The organism is Pseudoflavonifractor sp. An184, assembly GCF_002160305.1.
GTDB classification, from domain to species: Bacteria; Bacillota; Clostridia; order Oscillospirales; family Oscillospiraceae; genus Lawsonibacter; species Lawsonibacter pullicola.
This window is the reverse complement of record NZ_NFKI01000057.1, coordinates 1-19,514: the sequence shown is the minus strand read 5'-3', so window position 1 is coordinate 19,514 and position 19,514 is coordinate 1. Positions and strand designations below refer to the sequence as shown.

The window sequence follows — 19,514 nt, the reverse complement described above, 5'->3', positions numbered from 1 at the left end:
GAGGAGTAATTTTTGCTCCCTTTAAGAAATCCCCGCCCAAAGGCGGGGATTTCTTTTTGCAAAGATGCCGTGCGGCCGCCCGGGGCCCCATCGCAGATGGGGCGCGCCGCAAGGCGCGTACAAGCGTTTTGTCCGAAGGACAAAACCTTGGCGGAAGGGCGGCTTTGCCGCCCTGAGCATTTCAATTAACAGGGTACCCGCGAAAGCGAAGCTTTCGTGGGATTGGCCGCACCGTGGGAAAAGCGTTGTCATCGACATCGAGGAGTAATTCTTACTCTTTGCGGAAATCCCCGCCGTTTGGCGGGGATTTCTTTTGCCTCTTTTGTGTGCGGCCGCCCGGGGCCCCACAAAGGGGACCCAAAGCGGGTCCACCACAGCGGGCCCGCTTTGGGAGAGGAGGAGCAAGGAGGCGTGCGCAGTTTTCGCCGTTAGGCGGAAACGGAGCTTAGCGGAGTTTGCAACGACGATGGAGCGGCGCAAAGGGCCCTCCAAGTATGTAAAATACAGGAGCTGTGCAAACTTTGGATCGCTGCGGATTTAGAGCTTCCATAGAGCAGAAACATTTGCTGGCAAGAAATTTTAAAAACCTAGTTGACAGACTGGGAAAATCTGATATAATATGTCATCGTAAAATTGAATTACCTTATCAAGAGCGGCGGAGGGAACGGCCCGATGAAGCCCGGCAACCTGCGGAGGAAGGAAAACTCTGCAAGGTGCTAAATCCGGCGGCAGTGGATCGAAAGATGAGGGTGCGAAGAATCCAAACGCTCCGCCGCGGCGGGGCGTTTTTTTCGCCTCAACACCAGAGAAAGGAATTATACTATGGCAAAGAGACTGTTTACATCGGAATCCGTCACCGAGGGGCATCCCGACAAAATCTGCGACCAGATCTCCGACGCGGTGCTGGACGCGATCCTGGCTCAGGACCCGGCCGCGCGGGTGGCCTGTGAGACCACAGTGACCACCGGCCTGGTCCATGTGATGGGGGAGATCACCACCAGCTGCTATGTGGATATCCCCAAGATCGCCCGGGATGTGGTGCGGGACATCGGATATGACCGGGCCAAGTTTGGCTTTGACTGCGACACCTGCGCGGTGCTCACCTCTATTGACGAGCAGTCCCCCGACATCGCCATGGGCGTGGACAAGTGCCTGGAGGCCAAGGAGGGGGAACAGGACGACGGCCTGGACAACGGAGCCGGAGACCAGGGCATGATGTTCGGCTACGCCTGCGATGAGACGGAGGAGTATATGCCTCTGCCCATCTCCCTGGCCCACAAGCTGGCCCGCCGCCTGACCCAGGTGCGCAAGGAGGGGCTGGTGAACTATCTGCGTCCCGACGGCAAGACCCAGGTCACCGTGGAGTATGACGAGAACGACAAACCCCTACGCATTGACGCGGTGGTGGTATCCACCCAGCACGGGCCCGAGGTGGAACTGGCCCAGATCCGCCAGGATATGATCGACCTGGTCATCCGTCCCACCATTCCGGCCAGCCTCATGGACAACGACACCAAGATCTACGTGAACCCCACAGGCCGCTTCGTGGTGGGCGGCCCCCAGGGTGACTCCGGCCTCACCGGGCGGAAGATTATTGTGGACACCTATGGCGGCAGCGCCCCCCACGGCGGCGGAGCTTTCTCCGGCAAGGACCCCACCAAGGTGGACCGCTCCGCGGCCTATGCCGCCCGGTGGGTGGCCAAGAACGTGGTGGCCGCTGGCCTGGCCTCCCGCTGCCAGGTGCAGCTGGCCTACGCCATCGGCGTGGCCCAGCCGGTCTCCGTGCGGGTGGACACCTTCGGCACCGGGAAGCTGAGCGACGAGGATCTGTCCGATATGGTCACTGCCGTCTTTGACCTGCGCCCCGCCGCCATCATCCGGGACCTGGACCTGCGCCGGCCCATCTACCGCCAGCTGGCCGCCTACGGCCACTTCGGACGGGACGACCTGGACCTGCCCTGGGAGAAGACCGACCGGGTGGATGCCCTTTTGGCCCGGAGATAAGGGAGAGAACGTGTCCCGGCTGAAGGGCGCGCAAGCGCCCCGCGCCTTTTAACGCGGCAGATATCAATTTGAATCCGTGGAATCCAGCCCGGCGAGGTTTCGCTGGGCTGGAATTTTTATGGGTTCGTTTCATATCATACAATGAAATTTGCTCAATCTTGTGCCGAGAGAGATGCGAATTTGAGACACAATAGACCTTGACGATAAATAATAAGTTTTCTTATAATAATATATGACATAGTAAGAATGCTTATTATTTCAGGAGTGTCTCTATGGAATCACTGCACTATCTGTTGATGAAGACCCATACCATCCTGAACCGGCAAATTTTGAACTGTGCGGGAAAGGTTGGGCTGACGGCCGGACAGCCCAAGGTTTTGGAGTTTCTCTCTCAGCATGGGGAATCAGACCAAAAGACCATCGCCTCCTACTGTGAGATCGAGCCGGCCACGGTGGGCAGCATTCTGCTGCGGATGGAGCGCTCCGGCCTGGTCGTCCGGCGGCAGCACGAGGGAAACCGCCGCTCTCTGTTCGTGTCGCTGACAGAGCAGGGGGAGCAGGCGGCTGCGGCAGTGGCGGAGATTTTCAGAGAGACAGAGACGGCGGCGGTTTCCGGCCTTTCGCCAGAGGAACTGGAACAGCTGAAAGGGCTTCTAGACCGGCTGTGGAGGAGCATGGAGACGCATCGTATGCAGCATGACAGCGGAGAGGAGAAAAGCGAAATTCAATGACAACAAAACGAACCATAGAAGAGTGGGGAAAGCGGTATCTGGTCTTGTGTGTGGGGCTTTGGATCATGTCCCTGGGGGTGGCCTGTTCCATCAAGGGGGCGCTGGGTACGTCGCCTATTTCCAGCCTCCCCTACGCCATGAGCGGCTTCCTGCCCCTGACCGTAGGAACCTGCACCATTATCATGCACGTGGGCTTTATTCTGCTGCAGATTTTGATTCTGCGGCGGCAGTACGACCCCATGCAGCTGATTCAGCTGCCCGTGGCCCTGTTGTTTGGATATCTGACGGATTTTGCGCTGTGGGCAGTGGACTGGATTCAATGTACCGCTTATTGGCAGCAGTGGCTGGTGTGCCTGGTAGGGATCTGCCTGGTGGCTGTGGGAGTCAGCTGCGAGGTAACCGCCGATGTAGCGGTCCTGGCGGGAGAGGGCGTGGTCCTGGCCGTATGTAAGGTGGCGCCGATCCAGTTTTCCGCCATGAAGGTGATCTTTGATGTGACCCTGGTAGTCAGCGCCTGTGTCCTCTCCCTGACGTTTACCGGAGAGATCTCCGGCGTCCGGGAGGGTACCCTGGCCGCGGCCCTCCTGGTGGGGACGCTGACTCGACAGATCCGCCGCCCCATGGGGCAGCTGGAAGCCTGGTTTACCGCGCAAAAGCCGAAGATTGGGGCTGAGTCGCCCCAGATGTGACGGACTTGCATTTATGTAAGTCAAAATGCCCAGGAACAGAGATTGCTCTGTTCCTGGGCATTTCAGATTGTCAAAAACCTATGTAGAGATGAATCCGCTCAAGTTTTGGCGGGGAAGCTCGAGGGGGGCGGCAGCCCGCCTCGAGTGGGATCGAATGCCCTGAATGTCTTGCATGGCAAGGCGTTCAGCGAGCGCAGCGAGGACTTTTCCGCCGCGCAGCGGCGGGAAAGTATTGGTATTTTTTGCGGGGGAAAAGAGGCAGTCACTGATCTGTCAGGGCGGAGCCCCGGTCAAACTGCCGGTAGTAGTCCTTGATGAGGTTCATAAAAGTGCGGGCAGCGGGGGAGAGGAAGCCGTTTTTCTTGTACACCAGGGCCATGGGGCAGGTGAGGGGGGGCTCCCCAACGGTGAAGAAGGAGAGGCGGTCCATGTAGGGGGTGCGGCGGATGCCGCTCTCCTGGAGGAAGGTGAAGCCCATATTCTCGGCCACCAGGTTGATGGCGGTGGTGTTGTTGGTGGTGGTGAGGATGTTCACCGGCTCCACACTCTGGACGCTGAACATGTTGTAGAGCAGCTTGGACAGCCGCCAGTCCTCGGGGAGCATCATCAGCCGCTCCTTCTCCAGACGGCGCAGATCGCCGAAGGGGAGCGGGGCATCACAGGGGCTCTCCAGCCCCCGTACCAGAGGGTGGTCCCGGTGGGTGATGAGCAGGATGCGCTCATGCATCACCAGCTCATAGCTCAGGTCGGTGAGGTCGCTTGGAATGTGCATGAGGCAGAAGTCGGTGACGCTGCTGGCGGCCAGATCCCCCAGCTGGGGCACCGGGGCCTCGTGGAGGACCACCTGTACCTCCGGGTAGAACTGGACAAACCTGGGCAGGATGTCAGGCAGGAGAATGGACCCCCTCCAGGTGGACACCCCGATGTGGAGCTGCGGGGGCTTTTGGGACTGCAGGGTTCTCAGGTCGCTCTCCAGCTGGCGGTCCAGATAGTCCTGCCGCTCCAGATAGGCGTAGAACAGCTCCCCTGCCGGCGTCAGCCGCAGGGGGGTGTGGGAGCGGTCCAGCAGGGTTACCCCCAGATTGGACTCCAGCTTGGCCAGATACTGGCTGAGGTAGGGCTGAGACAGGTAGAGCCGGTCGGCGGCCTTGGAGATGCTGCGCTCCTTGACAATGGCAAGAAAATATTCCGGATTTTTGACAAACATGGGAGAACGCCCCCAAATCGACGAATTTACAGCCATTATCATACCATGAAATGGAGAAAAAGGGAATGGAAAATGAAGATTTCTCCTTGAAAGAGGTGGGTTCAGCGAATTTCCGGGCAGCTTGCAGCAGTTTCCCACCTGTGGTACACTAAGAAAAAATACGGAAGCGGGCCGTGAGGTCAACCGGGACGCGCCGGAGAGCCTGGCCCGGCTGCTGAACGAATCTTTGTGGGAGGAGGATGTGGGATGAGAGAGAACATGAGGGCGGTGGTCTACCGGGAGCAGGGCGTTTTTGCCCTGGAGGAGCGGCCGGTCCCCAAAATTCAGGATCCGACGGACGCTATCGTCCGGGTGACACTGACGTCCATCTGCTCCAGCGATCTGCACATCAAGGGCGGATTTGTGCCCAGAGCGGTGCCGGGGACCATTGTAGGACATGAGTTTGTGGGCGTGGTGGAGGCGGTGGGGGAACAGGTGGCCTCCGTACAGCCGGGGGACCGGGTGGCGGTAAACGTGGAGACCTTCTGCGGCTGCTGCTTCTTCTGCCAGCGGGGCTTTGTGAACAACTGCACCGACCCCAGCGGGGGCTGGGCCCTGGGCTGCCGCATCGACGGGGGACAGGCGGAGTATGTGCGGGTTCCCTACGCGGACAACGGCCTGACTAAAATTCCGGATTCTGTCACCGACCGGCAGGCCCTCTTTACCGGGGACATCCTGTCCACCGGCTATTGGGCGGCCCAGATCAGCCAGATCCAGCCGGGGGACACGGTGCTGGTGCTGGGGGCCGGTCCCACGGGCCTGTGCACCATGATGTGCGCCCGGCTGTACCGGCCCGCCCACATCCTGGCGGTGGAGCCCGACCCGGCCCGCCGGACGCTGGCCCTGGCCCAGGGCTGGGCGGACGAGGCGGTGGAGCCGGGCCCCTGGGCGGCGGAGGTGCTGAAGAGCTGGACCGACGGCCGGGGGGCCGACGTGGTGCTGGAGGCGGCCGGCGGGAGGGATACCTTCCAGACCGCCTGGCAGCTGGCCCGGCCCAATGCCACAGTCACTGTGGCAGCCATGTACGAGGAGCCCCAGGTGCTCCCCCTGCCGGATATGTACGGCAAGAATCTGACATTCAAGACCGGGGGTGTGGACGCCTGCCACTGTGGGGAGATTTTGGAGCTCATCGCGGCGGGGAAGCTGAACGCCGAGCCCCTGATTACCCACACCTATCCCCTGGAGCGGGTGATGGAGGCCTACGACCTGTTTGAACAGAAGGGGGACGGTGTATTGAAAATTGCCGTTCAGCCGTAAGAAAAAGCCCGGCGGGGCGCGTCCTTAGAAGGCGCGTTCCGCCGGTTTTGCATGCAGGTATTAAAACTGCCCCAGATCCCGCACCACCGCGGAGGCCAGCACCAGCCCGGCGGCGGCGGGGACGAAGGAGATGGAGCCGGGGGTGTCCCGCCGGGCGGAGGTGCCGGGACGGGTCTCGCTCCCTGCCGGGGCCTCCGCCTGGGCGGGGCGGATGGGGGAGCGGGGCTCCTCGGTGGAGTAGACCACCTTCAGGTGCTGAATGCCCCGCCTGCGCAGTTCCTTGCGCATCACCCGGGCCAGGGGACAGCCCTGGGTCTTGCTCAGGTCGGTGACCACAAAGGCGGCGGGGTCCAGCTTGTTGCCGGAGCCCATGGCGCTGATGATGGGGATGTTCAGGGCGGTGCACCGGACGGCCAGCTCCAGCTTGGCGGCCACGGTGTCGATGGCGTCCACCACATAGTCGTACTGGGTGAGATCCACTGTGTCCGCATTTTCCGGCAGATAGAACATCCGAATGGCCTCCACATGACAGGCGGGATTGATGTCTTGGACCCGCTCTTTCAGCACCTCCCCCTTGGGGCGGCCGAGGGTGGAGTGGAGAGCGGCCAGCTGCCGGTTTAAATTGCTCTCGGACACGGTGTCGTCGTCGTACAGGTGCAGGGTGCCGATTCCGGCCCGGGCCAGGGCCTCCACGCAGAAGCCGCCCACGCCGCCCACGCCGAAGACGGCCACCTTGGCGGCGGCCAGACGGGACAGCGGCTCATCTCCAATGAGCATGCGGGTGCGGATGAATGGATCAGACATAGGGAAATCCTCCTTGTGCTGCGTTCAGATGGTCCCAGAATAGCACAGCTTGTCCCGCGCCGTCAAGCGGCGCCGGCGGCTGTGAGTCCCACGCTGGAGTGGGATTCGTCTCTTTCACGAAAAAATCGCTGCGTCATTCTATGCGATTTTGGAATGAAATGGGAAAAATAATTGATTACAACAAAAATATAATAAAAGTGGAGAATATTTAACTATAATAATTGATTTTTGCATATAGGCAAAAAAACGAAAATATTGCACAAAACGGCCCGGGGGAGGGATAAAAAGAACTGTCAGAGTGTCCATTGACGGATCGGGGGGAGATGGAGTAGGATAGATTCGAAAGAAAGGAGTGAGCGTATATGATGGATGCGATCACCGTTTTGGGTATGCTGGCTGTGGTGTGCGGCATGCTGTGGGCCTTCCAGTCCGAGAAGCTGCGTCTGGGCCGCCGCGAGGGCTGATCCCAAGATAAGAAAGACAGGCCGGAGGTTCCTGCGGGAGCGGTTCCGGCCTTGCTTTTTGTGTTTCGAATGACGAAGGAAGCGGACCATATTTTGGTCCGCTTCCTTTTTGCATCTGGAGACAATTACTTGGGCATGTCCCAGGCCCTGTGGTCGGTGTGGAGGAGCTCCTCGGAGCGGTGGCTGAGGGGCTCGCCCAGAAACTCCCGGTACAGCTGTTGGACCTCCGGATTCTCGTGGGAGAAGCGCAGCTTGCAGGCGCGGTCGATGTCATACAGCCGCTCTCCCCGCACGCCGTAGAGTTCCTCGTCCTCCACGGACACCGGCTGGCCTCCGCCCCCCACGCAGCCGCCGGGGCAGGCCATGACCTCCACAAAGTCGTACTTGGACCGGCCCGCCTTCAGATCCTGGATCAGCTTCCGCGCATTGCCCAGGCCGCTGACCACCGCGCAGCGGATTTTACTTCCGCCCAACTCATACTCCGCCTCCCGCAGGCCGGGGCCGGTGCGGACGGCGGCGAAGGCGTCCGGGTCCGGGTTCTCCCCGTTTACCAGGTAGGCGGCGGTGCGCAGGGCGGCCTCCATCACGCCGCCGGTGGCCCCAAAGATGGCACCCGCCCCGGTGTAGGCGCCCAGGGGGCTGTCCAGCTCCTCCTCGGGCAGCTCCATGGGATTCAATTTGTCCGCCCGGATCATCCGCACGAACTCCCGGGTGGTGAGCACCAGGTCCACGTCGGGCCCGGTTTCCGTGCGCATGGTGGGCAGCTCGCACTCCGCCTTCTTGGCCACACAGGGCATGATGGACACGCAGAAGATCTTCTCCGGAGCCACCCCCAGCTTCTGGGCAAACCAGCTCTTGGTGACGCTGCCGAACATCTGCTGGGGGGACTTGGCGGTGGACAGCTGTCCGGTGAGCTCCGGGTACTGGCTCTTCAAAAACCGCACCCAGCCGGGGCAGCAGCTGGTGAACATGGGCCAGCGCTCCAGGCCGCCCACCTTCAGGCGGCGGAGGAACTCGCTGCCCTCCTCCATGATGGTCAGGTCGGCGGAGAAGTTGGTGTCGAACACATAGTCAAAGCCCAGCCGGCGCAGGACGGCGGCCATGCGCTCTATGGTGGCCTGCTCCCGGGGCATGTCGAAGTACTCCCCCCAGGCGGTGCGCACCGCGGGGGCCACCTGGACCACCGTGATCTTGTCCGGGTCGGCCAGGGCGTCAAAGGCCCTCTGGGTGTCGTCCCGCTCCCGCAGGCCGCCCACGGGGCAGTGGGTGATGCACTGGCCGCACAGGGCGCAGTCCGAATCCTTGATGACCCGGTTGCCCGACACGTCGATGGTGGTCCGCCCGCCGGTGCCCGCCAGGTCCCAGATGCCCAAGGTCTGGATCTTTTCGCACACCTGGATGCACCGCATGCACTTGATGCACTTGTTGTAGTCGTGGTACAGAGGGAAGGTGGTGGTCCAGGCCTTCCGCAGGCCCTGGGGCAGCTGGGTCTCGTATGGCAGGGTGAGAATGCCCAGGTCGTTGGCCACGCTCTGCAGGTGGCAGCTGCCGCTGCGCACACAGGTAGCGCACTTGCAGTCGTGCTGGGAGAGGATCAGCTCCACATTGGTGCGGCGGGTGGCACGGGCCCGGGGGGAGTTGGTGTGGACCACCATACCCTCCCGCACCGGGGTGTTGCAGGCGGTGACCATGGCCCGTTCCCCCTCCACCTCCACGCAGCACACCCGGCAGGCGGCGATCTCATTGAGCCCTTTCAGATAGCACAGGTGGGGGATGTGGATATCCGCCTGGGCGGCGGCCTCCAGGATGGTGGTGCCCTTCTCCACCTGGAGCACCTGTCCGTTGATGGTCAAGGTTACCATTCTGTATTCCTCCCTCCCTTAAAGCTGCCGAAGCCGAAGTGGTCGCACCGCAGACAGCGGCTTGCCTCCTGGTGGGCCTCCTCGCCGGTCATACCCTCCTTCACCAGGGAGAAGTCCCCGGCGTAGCACTCCAGCGTCCGGCTGTGCAGGTTTACCCGGCCGCAGGGGGGCATGCTGGTGAGATGGGCCGGGGGGACCTCCACATCGGTGCGGATCTTGTGGTTGAAGCCCAGAAAGCTGTCGATGTTGGCGGCGGCCACCTTGCCGGCGGCCACCGCCCGGATGACAGTGGCGGGGCCGGACACCGCGTCGCCCCCGGCGAACACATTGTCCACCCCGGGGACCGCGCTGGTGAGGTCGGCCTGAATGGCCCCCCGCTTGGTGGATACCCCGATGGCTTCAAAGGGCTTGGCCTCAATGGCCTGGCCGATGGCCACGATCACATAGTCACAGGGGATGCGGAACTCCTTTGCCTGGGCGTTCCCGGGGGCGGGCCGCCCGTCCCGGCCGTAGCGGCCGATGAGCTGGGGCCGGGTCCACAGGGCGGCCACCTTGCCCTTCTCGTCCGCCTCAATGCGGGCGGGGGCCTGAAGGGGCAGAATCTGGCACCCCTCCGCCATAGCCTCCTCAATCTCTTCTGCCAGGGCGGTCATGTCCTCCACCCGGCGGCGGTAGACGCAGGTGACCTGCTCCGCCCCCAGGCGCAGGGCGGTGCGGGCGGCGTCCATGGATACGTTGCCGCCGCCGATAACGCACACCCGCCTGCCGGTGAAGTCGGGGGAGCTTCCTTCGCCCACCCCCCGGAGGAGCTCCACGGCGCTGATGACGTTGGCGCTGTCCTCCCCCTCCAGGCCCAGCTTCTTGTCCGTGTGGGCCCCGATGGCGATATACACCGCGTCAAAGCTGTTCTGGATGTTCTCCATGGGCAGGTCCTTCCCGATGGAGACCCCCGTCCGCACGGAGATGCCGGCGGACAGGATGTGGGCAATGTCCCGGTCCAGGATGTCCTGGGGCAGGCGGTAGTCGGGGATGCCGTAGCGGAGCATGCCCCCCAGCTTGGGGCGCTGTTCATAGACGGTGACCTTGTGGCCCATGAGGGACAGATAGTAGGCCGCCGTCAGGCCCCCCGGCCCGCCGCCGATGACGGCCACCGTCTTGCCCGTGTCCTCCGCCCGCTCCGGGGCGGGCATATCGCCCGCATGATCCACCGCGTACCGCTTCAGGCCGCAGATGTTCACCGAGTCGTCCACCATCCGCCGGCGGCACTGGCCCTCGCAGGGGTGCTCGCACACATAGGCGCAGGCGGCGGGGAAGGGGTTGTCCTTTCGGATGAGGCGTACCGCGTCCTCGTACCGCCCCAGCCGGATGAGGGAGATGTACCCGGGGATGTCCACATGGGCCGGGCAGGTGGAGACGCAGGGCACCGGGTGGCTCAGGCCGCTGATGCACCGGCCGTGGAGCACGTGCTCCTCGTAGTCCTCCCGGAAGCCCCGCACCCCCCGGAGCACCATGTGGGCCGCCTCATAGCCGATGGCGCAGTCGGCGGAGTCGGCGATCACCTGGGCGGTGCGCTCGATGAGGTCGATGGTCTCCATGGTGGCGGTACGGTCCAGCACCTGCTCGATGAGCACCGCCAGCTGGCCCAGGCCCACCCGGCAGGGCACGCACTTGCCGCAGGTCTGGGCGTGGCACAGCCGCAGGAAGTTCAGGGACATGTCCACCGGACAAAGCCCCGGCTGGCTGGCGCTGATACGCCGGCCCATGTCCCGGTACAGATCGTTCAGTACCGTTTGGGCCCGGTCGGGGATCTCAATGGATAGACGGCTCAATGGTTTTCCCTCCTCGTTTATCGTAATGTAGCGGTTGTCAGTTCCTACAAAAAACGGATCGAAATTTGCCCCTGCTTTGATTTCTATGATACCGCCGGAGGATTCCACCGTCAACCTCTTTTTCCAAAAGGACCGGGCCGGAGTTTTCTCCCTCCGGGCAGGAAAAAAATTCTGCGCCGCGCATGGAGTGCGCGGCGCAGAAGATTTTCAGGCATTGTTTCCGAAATAGGCCACCAGCAGGTCTACGCACGCCCCATAGGAGCGGATGCCCAGCTCCTGATCGTTGCCTTTCAGAAAGGAGTCGTACACCTGCTCCGCCGTCTCCTCCACGGGGGAGGACAGCTCCGCCCAGTAGGCGTTGTTGGCGTTCCAGTCGTTGGCCATCTCCTGGGTAAAATACTGCTGGACAATGGCGTTCCAGGCGTCCCGGTCCACGAGAGCCAGGGCGTTGCACAGCTGAACCAGGCCGAACAGGTACCCGGAGTATTGAAAGACCGGGTCCCCGCTGGTGACGGCGGCGGCGATGCCCACAAAGTTGGCCTCCTGCTCCGAGGCCACCATCCGCTGATGGGCCATCTCGTGGGCCACAGTGGCGGGGATCATGCAGGCCGGGGCGTCGATGTTCACGTTGGCCTCTCCGGTGAAGGGGAAATACACCCCGGTAAAGCCCAGAATACTCTGGAGCCGGGAGAAAAAGAGGGGCTTTACCCGCACAGAGGGCTCCAGCTCCAGAAAGGGAAACTCCTGGACCAGGTTCTCATAGACGGCGGGGCCCCGGTCAAAGACCTCCTCCAGGGACTCGGCAAACAGGCCGTCCCCGTCCCGCTCCACCTGGGTGGAGAACTCCGCCGCCCGCTGGGCAAACAGGGCGGTCACCTGGGCCAGGGTCTCCACCGAGTAGGGCTCTGCTTTGAGTCCGCTCCTCTCCTGAAAGCTGGAGGCGTAGTAGGCGGCGTTCCACATCCAGCTCACCGCCGCCCACAGCCACAGCAGGGCGGAGGCAAAGGCCAGCAGGCGGCGCAGAAAGCGCCGGCCCGCCCGCTCCCGGACCAGCAGGACCACGGCCCGGATGAGCCAGGCGGCGCTTCCCGCTAAAAGCAGGGCGGTGAGCACCTCCGCCACAGAAAACCAGGGGAGCAGGGACCACACCCGCCCTAGGAACTGCTCCGCCGGGGCCATGAAGCCGGATACCCAGCCGTCCATCAGGGCTTTTTGACCCTTGAGGCACTCAAAGAGCAGGACCAGCAGAGCGGGCAGGATCAGCATGACGGGCAAAAGAATTTTTGGGGGAGAAAATCGGCGCATTTGGGACTCCTTTCCGGAAAAACTGCGTGGGTCAGAGGCGGACCGGGCTTGTGGTCCACTCCCGGCCGGGGGTGGGGACGGCCTCCAGGCACAGGTCGTACAGGTCGGTGCACCGGGCCTCCAGGTCAAAGAGCCGCCGCCCCGGGCCGTCCAGGCTGCGGGCGTGGGCGGGTTTGGTGAGGATGGGCAGATGGGCCCGCTCCTTCATCCCCTTCAAAACGGCCTGCCCCCGGCCGTTAAAGCCCAGCACCCGGAGATAGGGGGGCTGGGCCGGCCGGTCCTCGCGGGTGAGACCCAGCCAGGTCCACACCAGCAGCCGCCGCATGCGGGCCTGGGTCCAGTGCTTGGGCTTGGCCAGGGCGATAAATTCCCCCAGGGTGCGGCACTGCGCTCCTGCCCGCTCCAGCCGGGGCGGCAGGCCCTCTCCTGCGCCGCTGTCCGGGATATTGGCCCAGTCCTCCGCCGTCATGGTGCGCAGGCGGGCCAGCAGGCCCCGCTCCGCCCGCTCCAGGCTGGGGCCGCTCCAGCCGGCCCGCAGCACTTCCAGCCCGTTTTTGGGGAGGTAAGGCGCCAGAGCCGCCCAGTCCTCTCCCTCCAGAAAGGCGCGCAGCTGGGTGGCGGAGCAGAACCGGGGCCGCTCTGTCCCCCGCATCAGGCTGTCGTGGGGGGCGCCCTCCCGGCGGATGGTCATGGGCCGGATGTCATGGTACAGCCTGTCCAGGGCCCGGATGTACTCCACCCCCAGGTTGTTGTTGGGAGTGGACAGAAGCTCGGCCAGCTCCGGTCCCAGCAGCCCCTCTACCGCCCTCTGCCGGGCGGCGGCGAAGGGGGTTCCCCCCTCTGCAAGGCGGCGCAGGCCGGCCTCGTACTCCGGGCTGTTGAGACAGCTGGCGGCGCGCCGGAGCTTGTCCGCGTCCCCGCACTCGCTGCCAAAGGAGAGCACGTCCACCACCTGGGCGGCGGCCAGCAGCCCCACCGCCCCCCGGGCGAAGGTCTCCGCCGAGGACACGGCCCACACCGTGGGCAGCTCCAGCACCAGGTCCGCGCCCCCCAGCAGGGCCAGCCTGGTCCGGGTCCACTTGTCCGCAATGGCGGGCCGCCCGCCCTGCACCCAGTGGCCGCTCATCACCGCTGCAACGGCGCAGTCCTCCCCCAGCTGTGCCCGGGTGCAGGCGATTTGATAGGCGTGTCCCGTATGAAAGGGGTTGTACTCCGCCACGATGCCGGCGATTTTCATAGTGTGCCTCCCTGTCTGTGGAAACGGATTTGGAAAAAGAGTTTCTTTTTTTTCGGGGAAAAAAGAAATTTTTTCCCCGAAAGTGGTTGTCCTGGCGGTGGAAAAGCGTTACAATAAATTGAACCGCGGCGTTGGACTGTCTCTTTAGTTTACTACATTCCAAACGTCAAAGACAAGCCCGGCAGTTGTAATTTTGGAAAAGGAGATTGATTCCCATGAACATTCTTGTCATCAACGCAGGCAGCTCTTCCCTGAAATACCAGCTCCTCAACCCCGACACCCAGGAGGTGCTGGCAAAGGGTCTGTGCGAGCGCATCGGCATCGACGGCAAGTTCACCTATAAGCCCGCCGGCAAGGACCCCATCAAGGACGCCGACGTGGCTATGCCCACCCACTCTGAGGCCATTCAGACCGTGCTCCACGCCCTGGTGGACGAGAAGAACGGCGTCATCAGCTCCATGAAGGAGATCGACGCGGTGGGCCACCGGGTGGTCCACGGCGGCGAGAAGTTCGCCCAGTCTGTCCTGATCACCGACGAGGTGATGGCCGCCATCGAGGAGTGCAATCCTCTGGCCCCCCTGCACAACCCCGCCAACATCATCGGCATCAAGGCCTGCCAGGAGCTGATGCCCGGCACCCCCATGGTGGCCGTGTTCGACACCGCCTTCCACCAGACCATGCCCCCCGTGGCCTACACCTACGCCCTGCCCTATGAGTACTATGAGCAGGACAAGGTCCGCCGCTACGGTTTCCACGGCACCAGCCACAAGTACGTGTCCCAGCGGGCCGCCGCCATGCTGGGCAAGCCCATTGAGGAGCTGAAGCTGATCTCCTGCCACCTGGGCAACGGCTCCTCCATCACCGCCATTGACGGGGGCAAGAGCGTGGACACCTCCATGGGCTTCACCCCTCTGGCCGGCCTGCCCATGGGCACCCGCTCCGGCGACCTGGACGCGGGCATCCTGGAGTACCTGATGCACAAGCACGGCTACAACATTGACGAGATGCTGAACGTGCTGAACAAGAAGTCCGGCGTGCTGGGCGTCTCCGGCGTCTCCTCCGACTTCCGCGATCTGGAGGCCGCCGCTCCCCAGGGCAACCAGCGGGCTCAGCTGGCGCTGGACGTCTTTGATTACAGCGTGAAGAAGTTCATCGGCTCCTATGCCGCCGCCATGGGCGGGGTGGACGCCATCATCTTCACCGCCGGCGTGGGCGAGAACGGCCCCGACACCCGGGCCAACGTGGTCTCCGGCCTGGAGTTCATGGGCGTGAAGATCGACCCCGAGAAGAACAACACCCGGGGCAAGGAAGTGGACGTGGCCACCGACGACTCCAAGGTGCGGATTCTGGTCATCCCCACCAACGAGGAGCTGATGATCGCCATGGACACCGCGGCGATCACCCGCGGCTGATTTCCAACGCAGCAGCCCTCCCGGCGCACAGTGCGCCGGGAGGGCTTTCTTTGTTGGTGGGGATGACCAGAGAATTGCCGCGGCGCGGCAATTCGCGCAGGGCGAATTCACTTCGCCCGAGCATAAAAAGGACCGGGGTCCCCGGCGGGCCTTGGCCCGCTGGGGAGCATCCCCACCAACGAGGAGCTGATGATCGCCATGGACACCGCCGCCATTGCCCACGGCTGATTTCCGGCATTGTGGTCCTCCCGGTGCGCTGCACCGGGAGGATTTTTATAAAAATGAGACCGAAGCAGCTGTGCTGCCTCGGCCTCATTTTAATCAATTCGTATTCAGGAAAGAGATGTGGTCATCCCTTCCAAAACGGTCGTTTGTCCAACCATTTTGACCACAAGCTGCTCGCCCAATCTCTTTCTCAAAAAATTCTAAATTAGTTCTAAATCAAGCCAAAACCCGGGCTAAAACAAAAAATAAATAAAAAAAGAGCCCGAGGAAACGAATTTCCTCGGACTCTTTTGTGAGTCATTATTTAGGGACAATGTGCTTGTTTGCGGGGGGACAAGTACATGGTACCTAAGGAGATTCGTTTCAACTAAGACGATTATAGCAGGACCTGTCTTGCTTTGCAAGTTATAAGTGGTATGGGATAGTAAAGAAACATCCTGCCAATAGAATTAAGTTGCTTTGCTTATAATCAATCCGCAACTTGAATCTATTGTGTTGGAGGCAGATAATCAATGTATCCACCTAATCCACCCACAGATGCTATTTACAGAGTAAAACTTCTTTCCGCCGAGCAAGACGATGCGGCCTTTTATATCCGCTATGACATATCGGTTGGCCCATGTGTTGGTTGGGCTACCTATATATATCAGCAAACCGGCAAGTGGCCTCTAATCTGGAGACTGGATAAGCGTAGAGGTACCACCGCCATCCGGTGTGCGCTGGATGCACTCAATCGCGGCAGCCATTGCAGGATACAATCATTGGCGCAGGCAGCCGGACATCATATATGTCTGGAGCTACATCGCCGGACGGGCACCAAATATATAGATGTAAGGAGATCGTTGCCAGCATCCGCAGCTCAAATTACTCCAGATGATATCCGTATTGGCACCACAGGTGGCTGGCGGCAGGGTGATCCTAACTGGCGGCACGCATTGCTGCTGGCAAACCTTTCTGGACTTCCTGTGCTTAATGCTGACAGTCGCGAAGGCCACTCCCCCATGGTCGATTGGTGCGCAGAGCATGGTGTCATCATCCTGCCGCAGTACTTACCTGCTGGAGATTATACTTTGTTGGACGGTAATGCCATTGTAGACCGCAAAGATAACATACTGGAACTCTACAAGGATTTTGCAGGATCTCAAAACAGGGAATCCTACGAAAATGCTGCACTCCTTACGCAGATGGCTGGTAAACAGCTGGTATATGTGATTGGTACTACCCCAGACAATCGGGTGGAACAGATTTCGGATTTATGCTGTTGGCAGTTCACAATTAAAAATCAGACTTTTATTGGGACCCACTTATACCAACAGGTATTGCGGCATCAGGCCATGTATCCACATATCAGCTTTGTTTTTGCAAAAAGAGAAGAACTCTGCCAGACAATCTGGGACACGCTCTCAAAGTAAAGCCCGTAATACGATGCTGCTTGTCTGCAGAGCAAAGTCATAAGTATTATATGCGTTATCGCAAACTCATATTTTAGGGCCTCCCGGAGTAACCATTTCAATGTATAAATCAGATCTTTAACACAAAAAACATTATTAAGGTGAACTACTGCGCCGCATACAACAGCTTGATTGATTTGGCTCAATGTTGTGAGCAGCGAGAAGTCTGTCTGCTGTTTTCAACAACAGGTCACAACTGCATGAGCCAAAAATACGCAGCATGATGGCGCAAGTCAAAAAGCAATAGGCCCCTACTCTTTTGTATATAAGAAAAGCATCCCTATCTTCTCCAAACACACTATATTTTACCGCTGCCCAGCAGCAAATTCTCCCATATGGATGTCCAGCACTCCTCTGGGTGGCTGGATCAGGGCATCCTCATACTGGCACTTCCACTGGATTTCCCGACTCATTTGGCCATCCGCTACGCCGTCTACCGTTTCCCCATTCTTAATAGGGTTGTCATGCTCCAGAATATAGGACGCCACATTGTAGGCGTGGTTTACCACCCAGTTGGGGTTCATATCGTGGAAATGGTACTGGAGATCCGGCAGGAACAAAGTACTCATGCCCACTGTATCAATGAGCATATCCTCGGTACCCTCAATGTTGAAGAAGCGGACATTGACGCCAAAACGGATGAACCGATCTGAGCCTTCGATCTGGTGGGAACGCACATCCTCCGCCAGCAGGAGCTTGCCGCAGTTCTGGAAATAGAATGCCTCACAGGTGGGGTACAGCTCCGCCAGAGCCTCCAAGAAGTCGGCGTCCAGGTTGGCCCGCTCCAGCGCCGGAAGCGCCGCAGCCAACATATCGGTGGCCACCACCTGATACCGGCACTCCCGGAAAATCCGCTCTCGGTCTTCCTGGCAGTCCCACATCTGGCTCAGCAAAAAGGCATCAAAGCCTTTGCCCTTGAACTTGTCGCATTTCATCACCATCAGCTGCACCGGGCACTTGCCGTCCTGAAACTCCGCGATATGATCCAGGGCGGCAAAGCCAGCCATTTTCTTATCATAACAGAAGCACTCTGCTGATCCGATGTGTTTCCCCATTACGGCAGTCATTTTTTCTTTGTCCGGCATGGGCACCGGCTCTTTGAACAGCATCTGAATGAGATAGGGGCCTCCGGGCTGGGGGCCTTTTTTGTCATCCAGGTTCTGCTTGAACACTTGATTGCTCATTCGATTTCCTCCTTCTTCTCCGGGAACAGCTTCCACCGAAACTCCAGTTCTCTCTGGACAAACTCTTTCGGCAGGCCTTGGGGATTGGCGATGAGATACCAGGCCCGAAAGGTGCGCTTCTCTGGGTCTGTCTCCTGCCGGTAGAGATGATAGCCCGCCTCATCCTCCTGTGTCCACTGTCCTGTCTGCCGCATGGCCTGCACAAAGGGTTCCACCACCTGGTCCAGTTCCTCTCTGGTGCGGCTTGAGGCCCAGGCATGATCCACATCCTTGGCATGGGACTGGTAGAACAGCAACTTTCCAGTATGGGTCTTCGCCTTGCACTCCGGCGTTCCGCGCAATTCTGCCTGACGGCGGTACTCCGCCAGCTGTTCCACTGTCCCGTATCGTTCCACCATCTGCTCGTCCACATGGATGCGCCAGCTGTAGTCCTCCGCCTCGGTGAAGGGGGCGCAGACCGGCTGTAATGCCTCCACGGGGTCTGCCTCGAAGCGGTCGATGAAGTCGAGGTAGTTGGCTTTGACCAGGGGCAGGAAGGTGTCCAGGAGCCCGGTGTCCAGCCGCAGGTCCTCTGTCAGCATCCGAAAGAATGAACCGCCTGTTGTGGGTTCAATTCTGAAAGAGTAGAGGTAGTCATCTCCCTGCTTTATGATACAGCTGAAGCCCACCTCCACATTTCCATGGCCGATTTCGTAGTCTATGTAGTTGTAGTGGCTCCGGTCGAACCAGATCTGATAGGTCAGCCCGTTTTTCGTTTTCTTTTTGAAGTCGCCTTTTTTCAGCCGCTTCCAGCCCTTTTCCTCCAGGCCCAGGCCGTTCCACAGGTAGTCCAGAAGCTCCTGAAATATATCTGCCGGGCGTTTTTGTTCCATAGTCTCCACCTCCTTACAAAAACTTTTTCTGGGGTTCAGCGGTCATTTGCAAATCAAATATGGGGCAGGGAAACAGAGGCACAAACCATCTCATTCCCGAGTTATTTTCTGCCGTCACGGGTCGGACTTATTTTGCTCCATTGCTTGGGCGATCTGTTTCATAGCCATGTCGATATAGAGATACACCCCATCACGATCACAGTGGAACAGGTTGGAGTAACATGTGCTTTCGTTCGGGTGAAGGGGATTCGGTTCCACTACTTCGGTGGCTTCCAGTAGACCAGTACCCAGTTCAGCCGCAGCAGTAAGAGCCTTTTTCAGAACAGCAAACTGCCCATCGCTCCAATGTTTCTCCAGATCTTCCAGTACCTTTGGTTCCTGCTCCAGATCCCGGAGAATCTGCAAAACCTGATTTGGAGACAGGTACACGCCGGAGCAGTAGTTTTCAATGATCTGGTTCTTTGCCGGGTTGGGTAAGGCAGTGGGCACCACCTGCGCCCATGGGGTGAAGTACCGGGCATATTCCGGCTTTTCCTCCATCAGGAAGGAGAAGCTGCTCCCTCTGGTATAATAGTAGTCCCGGAAGAATCCCTGGACCACCGCAATATAAAAACCATGGCTTTTATCAAACAGCTCGTCCGGTTCTGTCCCTGCCCCAACCCGCAGGGTGTCCAGATACTTTTCTGTATAGAAATCCTCGATTCCATGCTGCGCGGCAAGGGCCAGAACCTTTTCTTCCTGTCCCTGCTGTATCCAGGTTAGGGGAGTAAAATACCATTCCTGTATTTCGTCTGGCGAGATCGGGTGAAAACTTACATCGTATCCCATAAAAGTCCTCCTCGTATAATAAGTTTGAAAGTTAATAATTCAGATATCAGCAGGCTTAGAGATGCCCGTGATACAATAGCTGTAGGACAGCAGGGTCAAGTTCTCTACCTCCTG

The 19,514-nt window shown here is 60.1% G+C and carries 15 protein-coding genes and 1 riboswitch; of the genes, 6 read left to right on the top strand and 9 right to left on the bottom strand.

The features are described from left to right. Window positions 1–640 precede the first annotated feature (640 nt). A riboswitch (SAM riboswitch) is annotated at window positions 641–750 on the top strand. A 72-nt stretch (window positions 751–822) separates the two neighbouring features. The 3 genes from metK to B5F19_RS14110 all read left to right on the top strand — a co-directional run bounded on the left by metK (window position 823) and on the right by B5F19_RS14110 (window position 3,424). After that, window positions 823–2,004 (top strand): methionine adenosyltransferase, encoded by a 1,182-nt coding sequence (gene metK / locus B5F19_RS14120; RefSeq protein ID WP_087291556.1) that lies wholly within the window; start codon window positions 823–825, stop codon window positions 2,002–2,004. A gap of 272 nt (window positions 2,005–2,276) precedes the next feature. Next, a complete protein-coding gene (locus B5F19_RS14115) occupies window positions 2,277–2,735 on the top strand; it encodes a MarR family transcriptional regulator (protein WP_204248336.1) in 459 nt (152 codons plus the stop codon). Then, entirely contained in the window at window positions 2,732–3,424 is a 693-nt protein-coding gene (locus B5F19_RS14110; protein WP_087291554.1) for a DUF6198 family protein, read from the top strand. The genes B5F19_RS14115 and B5F19_RS14110 overlap by 4 nt, the downstream gene beginning before the upstream one ends. A 262-nt stretch (window positions 3,425–3,686) precedes the next feature. Here the strand turns inward: B5F19_RS14110 and B5F19_RS14105 are convergent, their stop codons facing one another. Further along, complete coding sequence (locus B5F19_RS14105; RefSeq protein ID WP_162612587.1) at window positions 3,687–4,631, bottom strand: LysR family transcriptional regulator; 945 nt, start codon at window positions 4,629–4,631, stop codon at window positions 3,687–3,689. Between the two features lie 246 nt (window positions 4,632–4,877). On the opposite strand from B5F19_RS14105, the gene B5F19_RS14100 reads away from it, so the two are divergent. Further along, entirely contained in the window at window positions 4,878–5,927 is a 1,050-nt protein-coding gene (locus tag B5F19_RS14100; protein WP_242972824.1) for an alcohol dehydrogenase, read from the top strand. A 60-nt stretch (window positions 5,928–5,987) separates the two neighbouring features. Here B5F19_RS14100 and B5F19_RS14095 read toward each other — a convergent pair whose 3' ends face one another. The 5 genes from B5F19_RS14095 to B5F19_RS14075 all read right to left on the bottom strand — a co-directional run bounded on the left by B5F19_RS14095 (window position 5,988) and on the right by B5F19_RS14075 (window position 13,428). Continuing rightward, window positions 5,988–6,731, bottom strand: a complete 744-nt coding sequence (locus tag B5F19_RS14095) for a tRNA threonylcarbamoyladenosine dehydratase (protein WP_087291550.1) — start codon at window positions 6,729–6,731, stop codon at window positions 5,988–5,990. 589 nt (window positions 6,732–7,320) lie between these two features. Then, on the bottom strand, window positions 7,321–9,057 hold the full coding sequence (locus B5F19_RS14090) for an NADH-dependent [FeFe] hydrogenase, group A6 (protein WP_087291548.1): 1,737 nt from the start codon (window positions 9,055–9,057) through the stop codon (window positions 7,321–7,323). Further along, window positions 9,051–10,886: an NAD(P)-binding protein gene (locus tag B5F19_RS14085; RefSeq protein WP_087291546.1), complete on the bottom strand. Its 1,836-nt coding sequence runs from the start codon at window positions 10,884–10,886 to the stop codon at window positions 9,051–9,053. Before B5F19_RS14085 ends, B5F19_RS14090 begins: the two co-directional genes overlap by 7 nt. A 207-nt stretch (window positions 10,887–11,093) precedes the next feature. Then, window positions 11,094–12,191, bottom strand: coding sequence for a DUF3810 domain-containing protein (locus B5F19_RS14080; RefSeq protein ID WP_087291544.1), 1,098 nt, complete (start codon window positions 12,189–12,191; stop codon window positions 11,094–11,096). 31 nt (window positions 12,192–12,222) lie between these two features. Continuing rightward, the gene (locus tag B5F19_RS14075) at window positions 12,223–13,428 is read right to left on the bottom strand and encodes a nucleotidyltransferase family protein (protein ID WP_087291542.1); all 1,206 of its coding nucleotides are present in this window, start codon (window positions 13,426–13,428) and stop codon (window positions 12,223–12,225) included. 215 nt (window positions 13,429–13,643) lie between these two features. Here B5F19_RS14075 and B5F19_RS14070 point away from each other — a divergent pair, with 215 nt between their 5' ends. Then, window positions 13,644–14,840: an acetate kinase gene (locus B5F19_RS14070; protein WP_087291540.1), complete on the top strand. Its 1,197-nt coding sequence runs from the start codon at window positions 13,644–13,646 to the stop codon at window positions 14,838–14,840. Window positions 14,841–15,577: 737 nt separating this feature from the next. Continuing rightward, window positions 15,578–16,477 (top strand): hypothetical protein, encoded by a 900-nt coding sequence (locus tag B5F19_RS17235; RefSeq protein WP_140394239.1) that lies wholly within the window; start codon window positions 15,578–15,580, stop codon window positions 16,475–16,477. A gap of 344 nt (window positions 16,478–16,821) precedes the next feature. Here B5F19_RS17235 and B5F19_RS14060 read toward each other — a convergent pair whose 3' ends face one another. The 3 genes from B5F19_RS14060 to B5F19_RS14050 form a co-directional block, all read right to left on the bottom strand. Next, entirely contained in the window at window positions 16,822–17,700 is an 879-nt protein-coding gene (locus tag B5F19_RS14060) for a DUF4261 domain-containing protein (protein WP_087291536.1), read from the bottom strand. Further along, window positions 17,697–18,572, bottom strand: a complete 876-nt coding sequence (locus B5F19_RS14055; RefSeq protein ID WP_087291534.1) for a spondin — start codon at window positions 18,570–18,572, stop codon at window positions 17,697–17,699. Before B5F19_RS14055 ends, B5F19_RS14060 begins: the two co-directional genes overlap by 4 nt. Before the next feature lie 114 nt (window positions 18,573–18,686). Further along, window positions 18,687–19,400 (bottom strand): hypothetical protein, encoded by a 714-nt coding sequence (locus B5F19_RS14050; protein ID WP_087291532.1) that lies wholly within the window; start codon window positions 19,398–19,400, stop codon window positions 18,687–18,689. Between the last annotated feature and the right edge of the window lie 114 nt (window positions 19,401–19,514).